This is a genomic window from Coprococcus hominis (ex Arizal et al. 2022), assembly GCF_040094675.1.
Lineage (GTDB): Bacteria > Bacillota > Clostridia > Lachnospirales > Lachnospiraceae > Coprococcus_C > Coprococcus_C hominis.
This window is the reverse complement of sequence record NZ_JBBNHG010000036.1, coordinates 33,478-48,865: the sequence shown is the minus strand read 5'-3', so window position 1 is coordinate 48,865 and position 15,388 is coordinate 33,478. Positions and strand designations below refer to the sequence as shown.

14 protein-coding genes are annotated in these 15,388 nt (G+C 46.4%); 1 reads left to right on the top strand and 13 read right to left on the bottom strand.

The annotated features are described in order from the left end of the window. Positions 1 to 20: 20 nt before the first annotated feature. The 8 genes from AAAT93_RS10810 to AAAT93_RS10775 all read right to left on the bottom strand — a co-directional run bounded on the left by AAAT93_RS10810 (position 21) and on the right by AAAT93_RS10775 (position 8,989). Positions 21 to 734: a ComF family protein gene (locus tag AAAT93_RS10810; protein ID WP_021984870.1), complete on the bottom strand. Its 714-nt coding sequence runs from the start codon at positions 732 to 734 to the stop codon at positions 21 to 23. Next, on the bottom strand, positions 718 to 3,066 hold the full coding sequence (gene recD2 / locus AAAT93_RS10805; RefSeq protein WP_196020559.1) for an SF1B family DNA helicase RecD2: 2,349 nt from the start codon (positions 3,064 to 3,066) through the stop codon (positions 718 to 720). The genes AAAT93_RS10810 and recD2 overlap by 17 nt, the downstream gene beginning before the upstream one ends. A 20-nt stretch (positions 3,067 to 3,086) precedes the next feature. Further along, on the bottom strand, positions 3,087 to 3,491 hold the full coding sequence (locus AAAT93_RS10800) for a rod-binding protein (protein WP_021984872.1): 405 nt from the start codon (positions 3,489 to 3,491) through the stop codon (positions 3,087 to 3,089). A gap of 19 nt (positions 3,492 to 3,510) precedes the next feature. Next, positions 3,511 to 4,341, bottom strand: a complete 831-nt coding sequence (locus AAAT93_RS10795) for a flagellar hook-basal body protein (RefSeq protein WP_021984873.1) — start codon at positions 4,339 to 4,341, stop codon at positions 3,511 to 3,513. Positions 4,342 to 4,367: 26 nt separating this feature from the next. Beyond that, entirely contained in the window at positions 4,368 to 5,150 is a 783-nt protein-coding gene (flgF, locus tag AAAT93_RS10790; RefSeq protein ID WP_118671255.1) for a flagellar basal-body rod protein FlgF, read from the bottom strand. 14 nt (positions 5,151 to 5,164) lie between these two features. Then, on the bottom strand, positions 5,165 to 6,154 hold the full coding sequence (locus AAAT93_RS10785) for a rod shape-determining protein (RefSeq protein WP_021984875.1): 990 nt from the start codon (positions 6,152 to 6,154) through the stop codon (positions 5,165 to 5,167). 34 nt (positions 6,155 to 6,188) lie between these two features. Continuing rightward, positions 6,189 to 8,003, bottom strand: coding sequence for a PAS domain-containing protein (locus AAAT93_RS10780; RefSeq protein ID WP_227573249.1), 1,815 nt, complete (start codon positions 8,001 to 8,003; stop codon positions 6,189 to 6,191). A 98-nt stretch (positions 8,004 to 8,101) separates the two neighbouring features. Next, the gene (locus tag AAAT93_RS10775) at positions 8,102 to 8,989 is read right to left on the bottom strand and encodes a hypothetical protein (protein ID WP_117780860.1); all 888 of its coding nucleotides are present in this window, start codon (positions 8,987 to 8,989) and stop codon (positions 8,102 to 8,104) included. Between the two features lie 337 nt (positions 8,990 to 9,326). Between AAAT93_RS10775 and AAAT93_RS10770 the strand changes: the two genes are divergently transcribed. After that, positions 9,327 to 9,980: a hypothetical protein gene (locus tag AAAT93_RS10770; RefSeq protein WP_147341771.1), complete on the top strand. Its 654-nt coding sequence runs from the start codon at positions 9,327 to 9,329 to the stop codon at positions 9,978 to 9,980. 96 nt (positions 9,981 to 10,076) lie between these two features. Here AAAT93_RS10770 and metG read toward each other — a convergent pair whose 3' ends face one another. The 5 genes from metG to AAAT93_RS10745 form a co-directional block, all read right to left on the bottom strand. Continuing rightward, on the bottom strand, positions 10,077 to 12,065 hold the full coding sequence (metG, locus tag AAAT93_RS10765) for a methionine--tRNA ligase (RefSeq protein WP_117780861.1): 1,989 nt from the start codon (positions 12,063 to 12,065) through the stop codon (positions 10,077 to 10,079). 26 nt (positions 12,066 to 12,091) lie between these two features. Further along, positions 12,092 to 13,396 (bottom strand): UDP-N-acetylglucosamine 1-carboxyvinyltransferase, encoded by a 1,305-nt coding sequence (locus tag AAAT93_RS10760; RefSeq protein WP_021984880.1) that lies wholly within the window; start codon positions 13,394 to 13,396, stop codon positions 12,092 to 12,094. A gap of 88 nt (positions 13,397 to 13,484) precedes the next feature. Further along, positions 13,485 to 13,898 carry an aspartate carbamoyltransferase regulatory subunit gene (locus AAAT93_RS10755; protein ID WP_021984881.1) on the bottom strand — a complete coding sequence of 138 codons (414 nt, stop codon included), beginning with the start codon at positions 13,896 to 13,898 and terminating at the stop codon, positions 13,485 to 13,487. Between the two features lie 31 nt (positions 13,899 to 13,929). Continuing rightward, on the bottom strand, positions 13,930 to 14,892 hold the full coding sequence (gene pyrB / locus AAAT93_RS10750) for an aspartate carbamoyltransferase (protein WP_227573250.1): 963 nt from the start codon (positions 14,890 to 14,892) through the stop codon (positions 13,930 to 13,932). Then, on the bottom strand, positions 14,889 to 15,377 hold the full coding sequence (locus AAAT93_RS10745; RefSeq protein WP_021984883.1) for a DUF5673 domain-containing protein: 489 nt from the start codon (positions 15,375 to 15,377) through the stop codon (positions 14,889 to 14,891). The genes pyrB and AAAT93_RS10745 overlap by 4 nt, the downstream gene beginning before the upstream one ends. Between the last annotated feature and the right edge of the window lie 11 nt (positions 15,378 to 15,388).

Sequence of the window (15,388 nt, the reverse complement as noted above, 5' to 3'; positions counted from 1 at the left end):
ACACAATCTCTATATCACTTTCATCTTCCGGTTCCGATTGCTACACTTGTATAATAAACATCCGGGATTCCCGCCGCATGCAGACTCTTCGTACATGCCTCGATCGTAGCCCCCGTCGTGTAAATATCATCGACCAACAATACTTTCTTATAGCTTACACTTTTTTCTATACATTGAAAAGCCTTTTTTAAATTTTGCTCGCGGTGCTCGGGGTCCAGACTTTTCTGTGGTTCCGTATTGACCACGCGTGCAAGCAGTTCCCGTTCGACCGGTATATCCAGCTTCTTTCCCAGTACATCTGCCAGAAGCTCCGCCTGATTGTAACCACGCTTCTCCAGCTTGCGCTTATGGATTGGGATCGGAATCAGCGCATCAATCCCCAGACTCTGCAATGTGAGTCCATGCCGTTTCACGATCTGTCCTGCATAGAATGCTGCATAATCACGCTGATTGTGATACTTGAACCGCGCCAGACTCTCATCAAGTGGATACTGGTATTTCATCGCCGGAAAGCCCTGTATATATGTCCGTGTATGCCGCGTACAATCCTCACACAGCTCCGCTTCCTCATCAGTGATCTCGCACCCACACCGCATGCAAACTGGCTGTGCCGGATAATCAATCATCGGTCTGCACTCGTCACACACCTGTCCAGCCTGTCTCCCTGTCACATCGCCACAAAGCGGACAGGTCGGCGGATATATCCAATTCACAAGTTTATTCCATACTCTCATTTAACTCCTCTAACCGAAGTGCCAGCGACGTGTACCGCTTCTGCTCCTCGGAATTATCAACCATCTGGTTTACCAAATTTACATCACCGACGATAATAACCAGCTGTCTCGCACGCGTGATTGCTGTGTAAATCAGATTCCGGTTCATCAGTTTCCGGTTTCCGCCAAGCAGCGGAATGATAACTGCCGGATACTCACTACCCTGTGATTTATGAATCGTCACGGCAAATGCATGCTCGATCTGATCCAGCTCTTTATAGTTATAAACACTCTCTCGTCCGTCGTCAAACAGGATTGTCAGCTCCTCATCGTAATCACTGATATCGGTAATCACGCCCATATCTCCGTTAAATACACCGACACCTTCATCCAGCACATAGCCTCTGCCGGTACCTGTCTTGGAAACACCGTAAATCTTCCACTCCTGCTGGTAATTATTCTTGATCTGCATGACCTTGTCGCCCTTTCGGAAGGTCACATCGCCACGCACATGCTCGGGCTTGTCCTTCGCCTTCGGATTCAGACGGTTTTGCAGCTTCTGGTTCATATTCTCCACGCCGACTTCGTATTTCCGCATCGGACACAGGATCTGGATTTCCTGCGGTGAAAATCCATAGTAATTCGGCAGATTCTTCATCGTGAGTGTCTGTACTTCCTCGATGATCTGCGATGCTGTCCGCTGTGGGATAAAGAAGAAGTCCTTGCTCTTGTTCGTCAGGATCAGATGCTCGCCACGCTGGATCTTATGCGCATTGAATACGATGTCGCTGCCATCCTCCTGCCGGAAGATCTTGTTCAGCGTCGTAACCGGGAAGCAGCCCGAATTGATAATATCCTTCAGCACATTTCCGGCACCCACGGAAGGAAGCTGGTTTACATCCCCGACGAAGATCAGTCTCGTTCCATATGGAACCGCCTGCACGAGTGAATAAAAGATATACGCATCAACCATCGACATCTCATCCACGATGATCGCATCACATTCGAGTGGATTGTCTGCATTTCGTGAAAAATGCATGCCGTGATCGTCCTGATTTTTGCTGTCCTCATCCATCGCACCGCTGATTTCCAGCAGACGATGAATCGTCTGTGCCGGCCATCCGGTCGACTCGGTCATACGCTTCGCTGCACGCCCGGTCGGTGCACAAAGCTTGATCTCCATACCTTTCTTGGAGAAATATTTGATAATAACATTGATGATCGTCGTTTTTCCGGTTCCGGGACCACCGGTAATAACTGCCACCCCGGCTTCGATCGCCGATTTTACAGCTGCCCGCTGCAGCTCATCCAATGTCAGTTTTTCTTCTTTTTCAATCTTCTGAATTTCTCGTTCCAGCTCGTCCTGTTCCATATCATAGCGAAGCTGCAGATCGGTAAGCAGTCTTGCAGAATTCAGCTCCACATAATAATTCGATGCCAGATAGACGACATCTTCTTCATCGATCTGCTTGATCATGATCTTGCCTGCGATCAGCAGCTCCATCAACTGCTGTTCAAACAGGGAAACCGTCTGTTCGTACGCCGATTCCGCACTTGTCGCGTCTGCGTATTCTGCATAGCCAAGTGCTGACTGTCCATAGATGCCCTCGACATCCGTCGCCGTGTCACGCGTCAGTTCCACACAGCGACGCAGCAAAAGCTGTTTCGGCAGGTACATATGCCCTTCGCCGCCTGCCATATTCAGCACATACAGCACAGCCGACCGCAAACGGAATTCAGAATCCTGTGCAATTCCCATGCGCTTTGCGATATCATCCGCGATCCGGAATCCGATACCGGAAATATCCTCCGCCAACTTATATGGATTGCCGCGCAGGATATCATAAACTTTATTTCCATATGTATTGAAGATGCGAATTGCCAGATTCACCGAAATTCCATACTGTGCCAGAAAAATGGCAACCTCCTGAAATTCCTTCTTCTCCATGTACGAAGTAGCAATCGCCTGTGCCTTTCGCTCGGAAATTCCGCTGATCTCCGCAAGACGTTCTGGTTCCTCCTCGATGATCCGAAGGGTGTCATCCTTGAATTTCTTGACGATCTTCTTCGCCAAAACGGCGCCAATGCCCTTGATGATACCAGAGCCTAAATACCGCTCGATTCCAAGTGTATCCTTCGGCATCTGAATCTCGCAGGAGGAGAATTTGAACTGAATATCATACTGCGGATGATTCACGTATTCTCCCTCTGCAATCACATAGAGACCTTCACCGGCACCCGGCAGGGTGCCAACGAAGATCTCTTCACCTTCTTCGCCTTCCACGGACATCACACAATAGCCCGTTTCGTCGCTTTTATATACGATTTTTTCTATGTAGCCTTCTCTAATCATGTCATGATCCTATTTGTATTTTATGCATTTTGTGTCTGCGTAGTTGCCGCAGCCTGTTCCTGCTCATGCAGTTCCTCCGGCGTGATTGCCGCGTTCTGTTTCTTCATGGATTCGTATAACTGCTGTGCCAGACCAAGCTTGCCCTGATCGCTGACCAGCTTTGCATACTGCTGTGCCTGCAGGTCATATGCGTAGTCTGCATATGGGTTGTCGTCCTCGTCGCTGTCAGACTTGATCGTGGATTGTACCTGCTTATACACCTGCTCGACCAGATATGCTTCAAACTCCTTGCATGCCGCAAGCATCTCCTCATCAGTTGCTTCCGAGGAGGTTGATTTCTTGATCTGATTGGTTAAGTTGCTCGTCTGTGCCTGTGTCACATAGGATGAATAATCTTTATTTGTAAGGTTTGTGATGTTTTCCATAAGGTCACCTTTCCTCTACCTAACGAAGAGCGTTAGCCTGTTGCATCATTTCGTCGGATGCCTGAATTGCTTTGGAATTCATTTCGTATGCACGCTGTGCCACGATCAGGTTAACCATCTCATTTGCCACATCGACATTCGATGCCTCCGTGTAATACTGATGCGTCTTTGTCTGCTTCACTGCCGCATTTCCATTCTCCGCAACTGCCGCGCCACTTGCGACGGTTACCGAATAATTGTTGCTGCCTTCCTTGGAAAGACCTGCCGGATTATTAAACTGGTAAATACCAAACTTGACCGGACGTCCATTCGCATCTGTAATCACTGCTGGGTTCCCTGTACCATCCGGGAATGCCAGAGTGCCATCCTGATTAACTACCAGATCCGTTGCCACACGATTAGATGGCAATATGATTTGATTTCCATATGCATCCAGAACCGGATTTCCGTCAGATGTACAAAGCATGTTTCCATTTGCAACCGGCGAGATTTCAAACGAACCATCTCTTGTGTACTGCAATTCTCCACTCTCCGTGCGAATCTGGAAGAAACCATCCCCTTCCAGCGCTACACTGAACGGATTCTCCACATGCGTCAGGTTTCCCTGTGTAAATGTACTTGTAATCGCTGCCACACGGCTGCCAAGACCTACCTCTGCCGCAACCGGCTTGTTCTCGCCTGCATTATTCGTCGATGTCGACTGCAGGTTCTGATACAGCAGCGACTTAAAGCTCGCCTGCTGTGATTTATAACCAATCGTATTAATATTTGCTACGTTATTTGCAATTGTATCTACATTGACCTGCTGTGCCCGCATACCGGATGCAGCCGTCCAAAGTGATCGCATCATACGCTACTACCTCCTATTATCTTCCACTATAACCGTCCGATTTCATTGACTGCCTTGTCCAAGGTCTGGTCGATCGTCTGAACCATCTTCTGATTTGTCTCATACGCTCTTGTGACCGCGATCATATCAACCATCTCTGTGACCATATTGACATTTGACATTTCCAGATATCCCTGATTGACTGTTGCATCCGCCTGTGTCTGTACGGCGCCATTCACGGCTTCGTACATATTCTCACCATAGCTGGATAATGCGTCGTAGCTCTGAAAATCAACCAACTGCAATTTCGCAACATACGTATTGCCAGAGTAAATTTCTCCCGCCTGATTTACGCTGATCTTGACCAGATTTGCATTCGGAATCTGTATACGATTACCGCCTTCCGCCAGCACATAATCGCCATCCTTTGTCACAAGATAACCGTCCCTGGTTACAGTGAAATCGCCATCGCGCGTGTAGCGTGTCGTTGTCGTTCCACTCTTGTCTGTTGTGCTGATGGTAAAAAATCCGCTGCCGGATAATGCCAAATTGTACTGGTCTTCTGTCTGTCTGAAATTTCCCTGAGACATATCATAATACGTCTCTCCGATCTTCACGCCGAGGTTCACGCCGCCGATGCCCTGCTTTATGTTCGGTCCGATCGTTGGATCGTCAATCTTGACTGCCAGCTGGCGGTCAAAAGACTGCGATGTAACGTCCACCTTTTTGTAGCCGGTCGTGTCCGCGTTCGCCATGTTGTTTGTCACAACATCCATTCTCTTTTCCTCGTTGCGAAGTCCGGTCCATGCCGTGTACAACCCTCTTACCATCGTTTTCCTACTTTCTACTTTCGCTCACTCAAAAACTCAATATACTTACCTGTACCGATTGCCACTGCAGTCAGTGGTTCCTCGGCTGTCATCGTTGTGATTCCGGTGTTCTCCTCGATCAGATCTTCGAGTCCGTGCAGCAATGCACCGCCACCAGTCAACACGATTCCACGGTCTGCGATATCAGCTGCCAGCTCTGGTGGTGTACGCTCCAATACCGAATGTACTGCATCCACGATCTGGGATGTCACCTCGCGCAGCGCCTCCTCGGTCTCATCCGAAGATACCGTTACCGTCTTTGGAAGTCCGGTTACCAGATTTCGTCCACGGATATCCATGGAGATATTCTCTGGTCGTTTGTAACAGGTTCCAATATTGATCTTGATCTCCTCTGCCGAACGCTCACCGATCAACAGATTATGACGTTTCCGCATAAAACGAACGATCGCATCGTCGAAATCATCGCCCGCTACCTTGATGGACGATGATACAACCACGCCATCCAGTGAAATAACTGCGATATCCGAAGTACCGCCTCCGATATCTACGATCATATTTCCGCATGGTCTGGAAATGTCAATACCGGCTCCGATTGCGGCTGCAACCGGCTCCTCAATGATATAGACATCTCTGGCACCCGCCTGATAGGTCGCATCCTCAACAGCACGCTTCTCTACATCCGTAACACCGGATGGCACACATACACTAATACGTGGTCTTCTACCGAAGAAGCTCTTGCCCACTGCCTTCTGGATAAAATATTTCAACATCTTTTCTGTCGTTTTATAATCGGAGATAACACCCTGTCTGAGCGGACGCACCGCAACGATATTCCCAGGTGTTCTTCCGAGCATCAGTCTTGCCTCTTCCCCGATTGCCATGATCTGTTCGGTATCTCTGTCATAGGCAACTACGGACGGCTCCTTCAATACGACGCCCTTTCCTTTGACATAGACTAATATACTGGCGGTTCCTAAGTCGATTCCAATGTCTGAACTTGCCACGTCTTGTTCCTCCTATCTATATATCGGAAATTTCCTAATTATCCTTAGCTTTTTTCATAATAATCATGGTTGCAGCGCCTCCCTGTAACCATTCAATCGGCACTTCCGTGATATCCATGATCTCGTCCAATGCTGGCACATAGCTGCACCAGTTTGTGATCTTCCGTCCGGCAATATCCTTGCGGACACCATCCATATGCTCAAATTTATCGCGCAGATTCTTCAGAATCTTGCGGCTGTCGCCACCAGTCAGATCATATCCAAGCATGTCATTGAGTGCCTTGTTGGAGAAGAATACATAACCCGTGTACAGATCCCGGATAAAAATGCCCTCATGGAAACTATTGTATGTTTCTATCAGATGTTTATTCACATTTCGCACATTATCATCGCCATCTGCATTTTCCAGCATATTCTGGATCAGCAGAGAGATACTCTGTGAGAAACGAAGTTCTTCTTTTGTCCAGATTCGTTCCGATTTCGACTCTGCAAAAATCAAAATACCGTACAATCTTCCTTCCAGATAAATCGGATATGCGATCTCCGCCCGGAAATTATACCGCATCAGGTTGATTACATCGCGCTGTGTCATATTGGTACGGTCAAGCATACAACAGCCATTGCCGCGCTTGATCGCGTCTACCACAAGATACAAACGCTCCGGAAGCAAAGTCAATATATCGTCACTCGGCATCTCACCGGATACATCGAAATAACTTCGCAGACTGAATGCTTTTGGATTGTCCTTGTCAAATGTATATAAGAACATGCGGTCCAAATCCATATGCAGCGCGACCTCACGCAACGTCTCGCCAATGACCTGTTCTACATCTTCGCTTAATTTGCTGTTGATCTTCGACAATGCATTGTTGACAATGCTCTGTCGTGCAAGCTCCTCACGCATCTTCTTGCCCGCGCCACGTGACTTCGCAGATTCCACAATAGAATTATAGCTTTGCAGCAGGAAATCCGATACCAGTTCTGCTGTCGTCCAATGAAGCTCGTAAATTTCCTCCAGATGCTCTGTCTCATCCGGTGTATAAGAGCCAAGCACCCAGAACCCCTGCAAATTATCACCGACGAAGATCGGTGCCATTGCCAGCTTTCCATAACCGCCTTCCTCGCGGTCAAAGATATGTGGCTTCATCTCTGCCAGTACTTCTTCCTTCATCGTTTTGAAAAACTCTTTGTAGGTTGGCGTCTCAAACAGATCATAGAAATCACCCAGATCCGTCGCAGGTCCGACTGGTGTAGATTCCACCTTGCCATTCTCATCAACAAACACAGAATACAAATTAGTGAGTTGTGAAAATCCACTCATGATCATTTCCATCTTCTGAATCTGCGGAATCATGCCCGGATTATCCAGCTTGCTGATTACCAGGGATCCCGTCGGCGAAATCTGCATGCGTCTGTTTGGCTCTTCAATCGCCCGTTTGATCTCCGCCTGTTTTTCTTCTTCCTTCTCCGCAGAGATATCGCGGATATAAAACTCTACTTCATATGTATTTTCTTCTTCTGACACAACTTCGATACAGATATTGACCCGCACCTGTCGAAGCACCCCATCGTCTCCAACCATACGATATTCGTGCACGTAATCCTGAACACGATTGTCAATCGCATTATGAATGGTCTTCATTACCATCTCACGATCCGACGGATAGATATAATCCTCGGACAATTTCATTCCTTTGTTCAGCATCTCGACATTCATACCAATCTCGGATGCGTTCGGTGAAACATATACCAGACTGGAACCCGGCATATCGATAATATATCGTTTTACAAGCACAATATATTTTGTCTTTTCAATCGCTTTTCTGAGGTATTTGTTTTCAATTACCATGCCACTCGCCCCCTTATCGTATCGTAAAGCCTCGGTATCTAATAAGGCTGTCACACGCAATGTGCGACAGCCCCGTCTATACTGCTTTCTGAATCGGACTAATTGTTGCTGATCTCAGGGAATGCCTGATCTGCAACCTTAATCGTATTGTCTACGGAAATAACTACATTATCAAGTGCTGCTTTCATCTGTGCCATATATTCGCTTACACTCTCGCACTCACGCTTCACAGACATACGTGTATTGTATGCCTCTGTTCTTGCCTGATTCCGCATCTCCTCACACTCTGCAGTTGCCTCTGCGCGCATATTTGCACAGGTTTCCTCTGTATGATCGTTCAAAGACTGACATGCGCTCTCCGTCTCTGCACGCAGGTTGTCTGTCTCTTCTCTTGTCTCACGCTTCACGCGCTCACACTCTGCATATGTGGATTCCTTGCGCTCCTGACATTTGCTCTTTGTCTCTGCATCGAGTCTCTCACAGGCTGCAACTGTCTCTGCATGCATACGCTGGCACTCTGCGGTTGTCTCCTCTGACATCTGACGGCAGGCATCACTTGTCTCCTGTGTCAGTCTGTCGCATTCTTCCTCTGTCTTTGCGCGCAGCTCCCCGCACTCCTTCTGTGTCTGCTTTGTCAATGCATCTGCACTCTCACGTGCCTCCAGCAAAGTTCTGGAAATTGACTCGTAACGGCTCGCTGACTCTTCTTCTCTTGTCTCGTACGCTGTCATCTTGTCACGGAGCTGTGTCACTTCTACCTGCAGCTCATCGTTTACCTTCTTGAGGTTCTCGATCGTGCTGGAAGATTCGTTCAAGTTAACCTCTCTCATCGTGTGGAGATTCTTTACTGTCTCTGACAGCTTCAATACGTTTGCCTTTAAATCTGCAACCTCTTTCTCGTGTTCTGCTGTCAATTCGTCTATATAATTTTCTACTGCCTTCTTGTCATATCCACCAAACGATGTGGTCTTCAACGTTACATCCATTCTGCAATTCTCCTTTCGAATGTCCATTATCCAATATGTTTCTTAATTATATCATAAGAACTTCGTTTATGCATCATTTTTTTACACGGGATTTATGATTAACAATCTATATACAAATTACTTTAACGGACGTTTGAATTGACGATAATGGTTCACTCCGGGACCGCATTAAAAGGTTTAATAAAAAGTATGTGTGTATTGATATTTGCTTTCACTTTATGATACACTAAGGGTATGTTTAATCATATAAAAATTATTACGAGGTGATCTTTAAATGAACTTTTTCATGAAAATTCATGCAAAAAAATACAAACGATTTTCTCTTTTGCCGATTTGTATGCTGTTAATTTTTTCATTAACCGCATGTACAGCGAATGTGGAGAAGCGGTATCAGACCTACATCAAGAGTTTGATCGCAATCAATTATCTTGGTGCAACCAAGGATTACATTGCGGCGTCCGGTGCCAATCAGGAGGATGCAGATGCCCTTTATCAGGCAAACATTGACCTGCTCACTGACAATATCCTCACCTATTACAGTGTGAATATTGACGATGCGCCAGAGATGCGGGAGCAGTTCGAGTCTCTTGCCAAAAATATTTACAGCAAGGTTAATTACAAGGTAGATAAAGCAAGAAAAGACGGCAGTGTTTATCTGGTAGATGTCACGATTTACCCGATCAACCTGTTCGCACAGACCTCTTCTGAAGTAACTGCTTATGTCGACACATTTAACAACGATGTGAAGGCTGGAACTTATAACGATTATTCTCTCACTGATTACGAAACATTATTCTCGCAGGGCTTGATTGACATCCTGAATGCCGGTTGTGAAAATATGAGTTATGCCGACCCGCAAGTTATAACTGTTGAAATTATTGAAGATGGAAATAAATATTACATCAGCGACCGCGATTTCATGCAGATTGATGCTGCTATGATCAGTTCCGCAATCGTGACTGAGACTGCAACTTCAACAGATGCGAATTAAATAATGAAGCATGCAGGTAATATATGAAACAACATATAAAAACGACCGATTGGTTTTAAACCAACCGGTCGTTTTTGATATATTATTTTATTATTCCTAGCTGATCATTGCTCCAGCCGGCATATCCTTCTCTGCGGTAAGCAGTGCCAGATTTCCATCGAAATCCTCTGCACAAAGAAGCATACCTTCGGATAACACACCTGCAAGCTTTGTCGGCTTCAGGTTCGTGATAACAACAACCTTCTTACCAACCATCTGCTCTGGTGTATAGTAATGCTTGATTCCTGATACGATCTGCAGGGTTCTGCCCTGTACCTTTACCTGTGAGCAAAGCAGCTTCTTGGACTTTGCAACTTCCTCACAGGAGATGATCTCACCCATCTGCAACTGCATACGGCTAAACTCATCAATTGTGATCTCTTCTTTCACTACAGCATCAAGTGTAGGAATCTCAACCTTTTCTTCCTTCTTTGCCTTCTTCTCCGGCTTTGGCTCTTCTTCAACCACTTTGGATGGGAAACGCTTCTCGATCTCCTCGAGCATCTTTGGTGCATCGATTCTTGCGAAGAGAATCTCCGGCTGATCCGTTACCTTATTCCCGGATGGATACAGGCCAAAGTTCGAAAGTTCTGTCACACGACGCTTTTCTGCATTGAGCTGCTTTAAGATCTTCTCAGACGTCTCCGGCATATATGGCTCCAGAAGGCTTGCGCCAACCACGATGCTCTCTACCAGATTGTAAAGAACGGTGTTCAGACGATCTGCATTCTCCGGATCCTTGGCAAGTGCCCAAGGCATTGTCTCATCGATATACTTATTGCAACGCTTAAACAAAGCGAAGATCTCTGTGATCGCATCTGCCACGCGGAGCTTGTCCATGCATGCATTTACACGGAGTCTGGTGTCGGTTACAACAGCCTTCAAGTCATCATCGACCGGCTCATGTGCACCGGCATTTGTCACAACGCCATCAAAATATTTATTCGACATGGAAATCGTACGGTTCACGAGGTTTCCAAGTGTATTTGCAAGTTCTGAATTGATACGCTCAATCACAAGCTCCCATGAAATAACACCATCGTTCTCAAATGGCATCTCATGCAACAGGAAGTAGCGGACCGCATCCACGCCGAACAAATCTACCATATCATCTGCATAGATTACATTTCCACGGGACTTACTCATCTTTCCATCACTCTGGATGAGCCAAGGATGTCCGAACACCTGCTTCGGAAGCGGCTCGCCAAGCGCCATGAGGATACATGGCCAGTAAATGGTATGGAAACGGATGATATCCTTGCCGATCAGATGCAGATCTGCAGGCCAGTAACGATGGTACAATTCGTCCGAATTGCCATCCACATCATAGCCAAGACCTGTGATATAGTTGGTCAACGCGTCGATCCATACATATACGATATGTCCCGGATCAAAATCTACAGGAATACCCCATTTGAAGGATGTTCTTGATACGCACAGATCCTGCAGTCCCGGAAGGAGGAAGTTGTTCATCATCTCGTTCTTGCGGGACTCCGGCTGGATAAAGTCCGGATGTGTATTGATATGCTCGATCAGACGGTCAGCGTATTTGCTGAGCTTGAAGAAATATGCTTCTTCCTTTGCCGGCTGTACCTCACGGCCACAGTCCGGGCATTTGCCGTCCACAAGCTGTGCTTTCGTGAAGAAGGATTCACAAGGTGTACAGTACATGCCTTCGTACTGACCCTTGTAGATATCGCCCTGATCGTATAATTTCTTGAAAATCTTCTGTACCTGCTTCTCATGATAATCGTCCGTTGTACGGATGAATTTGTCGTAAGAAGTGTTCATCAGATCCCAGATACGCTTGATCTCAGCCGATGTCTCATCCACGAATTCCTTCGGTGTGGAGAGATTCTCAAATGCTTTAATCTCGATCTTCTGACCATGTTCGTCAGTTCCTGTCTGGAAACGTACGTCGTATCCGACGTATCTCTTGTATCTGGCAATGCTGTCTGCAAGTACAACCTCATACGTATTGCCTATATGAGGCTTACCAGATGTGTATGCGATTGCGGTTGTAATGTAGTACGGTTTTTTAGGCATATGAAACCCCTCCCTTATTTTTGTTTTTAACCCACTCTTAATTTAAACTTCTGGACATCGCGCTCGTCATCAACTACCTCGATCTGACCGCCAAGTCCACGGATCTTTCCATCGAAATCTTCGTAACCACGCAAAATATACTTGATATCGTCGATCGTACTGAATCCTTCCGCTGCCAATGCTGCAATGACAAGTGCGGCACCTGCACGCAGATCCGGTGCTACCAGATTCGCGCCTGTGTATCCATCCACGCCAGTAATCACTGCGGAATTACCTTCTACTTTGATGCGTGCTCCCATGCGGGAAAGCTCGCTTACATATTTAAATCGGTTTTCAAATATACTCTCCGTAATCACGCTCGTTCCCTGTGACAATGCAAGTGTTACCGCCATCTGCGGCTGCATATCTGTCGGGAATCCCGGATATGGAAGTGTCTTAATCTGTGTTGCCTTGAATCTGCCGTCCGCCATAACACGAACTGCATCATCGTATTCGATTACGCGTGCACCAATCTCATTCAGCTTCGAAGAGATTGCCTCTAAGTGTTTTGGAATTACATTTTTGATGAGAACATTTCCCTTTGTCGCTGCCGCCATCGTCATAAATGTTCCCGCCTCGATCTGATCCGGAATGATCGAATACTCCGTTCCTCTCAGCTTCTGAACACCACGGATACGGATAACATCCGTTCCGGCGCCCTTGATATTTGCACCCATACTGTTCAGGAAGTTCGCTACATCTACGATGTGTGGCTCCTTCGCAGCATTCTCGATCGTCGTCTTGCCCTCTGCAAGCACGGCTGCCATCATGATATTGATGGTTGCGCCAACCGTTACCACATCGAGATAAATATGATTTCCAATCAACTGGTCTGCTTTCGCAACAACCTTACCGCCATTTACAATCTCTACTTTCGCACCAAGTGCCTCAAAGCCCTTGATATGCTGGTCGATCGGACGCAGTCCAATATCACAGCCGCCCGGCAAAGCAACCTGTGCATAGTTGTATTTACCAAGCAAAGCTCCAAGCAGATAGTAGGATGCTCGTATCTTCCGAATATATTCATCATCCACACAGACATCCTCGCCGGTTCTGATTGTTCCGCCGCAGATAGAAACTGTATGGTTATCAATGTATTTTACCTTAGCGCCAATTGTCTCGATTGCACGAAGTAATGTCTTTGTATCTTCTACATATGGTACATTCTCAATAATGCATTCTTCGTCTGTCATGACTGCTGCTGCAAGGATACCGAGTGCGGCGTTTTTCGCACCGGCAATCGAAACTTCACCTTCCAGAACATTGCCGCCTTTTATAACATATTTTTCCATTTCACACCTCTGTGCTGCCAGTTATTTTTTACGCTACTAGCCCATAATCTTAATAATTATAACACATTCCATTATTTTGTAAAGCATTTTACTTGTCTGCCTCACAATAAATGCATCGATAAATACGATTTTTTTCATCGGCTAATTTAAATATATGCACAATTCCTGGTTCTGTCGATGTGATACAGCGAGGATTTTTACATTTTTTCACATTGATCAGTTTTTTTGGCAATGCCAGCTTCTTTTTCTCGACCGTCTGTCCGTCCTTGATGATGCTGACTGTGATATCTGGATCGATGTAACCCAACACATCCAGATTCACATCGTACTCCTTATCAATCTTCAGGATGTCCTTCTTGCCCATCTTGCTGCTCTTGACGTTCTGCAGGATGGCAACGGAACAGTCGAGCTTGTCAAGTTCGAGGTCGTGATATACCTGAAGTGCCTTGCCAGCAGTAATATGATCCAGCACAATACCATTTTGAATACTATCTATCTTCATGATTCTTCCTCCTTAATGCAAATCCATTTCCTTACTCTGGGATCTTGGCAAGCTTGTCCGCAGACAGATTCAGCTTCGCACCATTCGCCTTGAGCAGTGTCAGCATCAGTGCCATACGCACGAATTTTCCATTCATAACCTGACGGAAATAGCAGGCACGTGGATCGTCATCGATTTCCACAGAGATCTCGTTCACACGTGGAAGCGGATGCAGGATTGCAAGGTCAGACTTTGCATTTTTCAGCTTCTTTCCATCAAGAATGTATGTATCCTTCAATCTGACATAATCCGCCTCGTTGAAGAAACGTTCCTTCTGTACTCTTGTCATATAAAGCACATCCAGCTCGCTCATCACTTCTTCCATCGACTCTACTTCTTCATATGGAATATTCTTTGCTTCGAGCACTTCGGAAATAATGTATTCCGGCACGCGAAGTTCCTTCGGTGCAATCAGGATAAATTTTATATTTTTATAACGGGATAAAGCCTTGATCAACGAATGCACGGTACGACCAAACTTCAGGTCACCGCACAGACCAATCGTAAAGTTGTCCAGTCTGCCCTTCTCCCGCAGGATCGTGAGCAGGTCTGTCAGCGTCTGTGTCGGATGGTTGTGACCACCATCACCAGCGTTGATAATCGGCACGCCACTCACCATGGAAGCACGCATCGGCGCACCTTCCTTCGGATGACGCATTGCGATGATATCTGCATAGCAGCTTACCACTCTTGTTGTATCGCCCACGCTCTCGCCCTTCGTTGCTGACGAAGAATCAGCCGAAGAAAAACCAAGTACATTTCCGCCAAGCTCCATCATTGCTGATTCAAAGCTAAGCCTTGTTCTTGTACTTGGTTCAAAAAATAATGTTGCAAGTTTTTTGCCCTTACACGCTTCGCTATACGCTTCTTTGTCGTCGATGATATCCTGTGCCAGCTTCAAAATGCCATCGATTTCTTCTACGGTCAGGTCTGTTGAATCAATTACATGTTTCATTTCTGGTTTCCTCCCATTGAACGCACGTTGTTTTTTCGGAATATCTCATCGATTGCAAACCGGTCTTCCCGGTTGCAAACGAGGATATATGTTTTTCGATTCGCACGAATCTTCAGTACGATTACATTGCTGTCCTCCCCCTGGTTCTCCAGGAGGAAAGACCGCATGAATTCCCATTCGATAAATGTGGTTCCGACCAGCACTCCATCTTCTGTGATGCCACTCTGTATCCGGGTGGACAGCACGATGAACAACACAAACATCAATACCGCAGGCACAAATATGTAGATCTTAAAATATACCAACACAACAAGTCCCACAAGTCCAAGGTTCGCATAGACGACCTCAGAGATATTTAATTTGTGATGCAGCCGGCTCTTTATGACAATCCCAGACTGTTTTTTCACGGCAGAGACGCAGACAAGCGCGCCCGTACCAAAGCCAAGGAAAAGCACAAACGCCAGTACCGAAAGCCACACATCCATATATTATACCA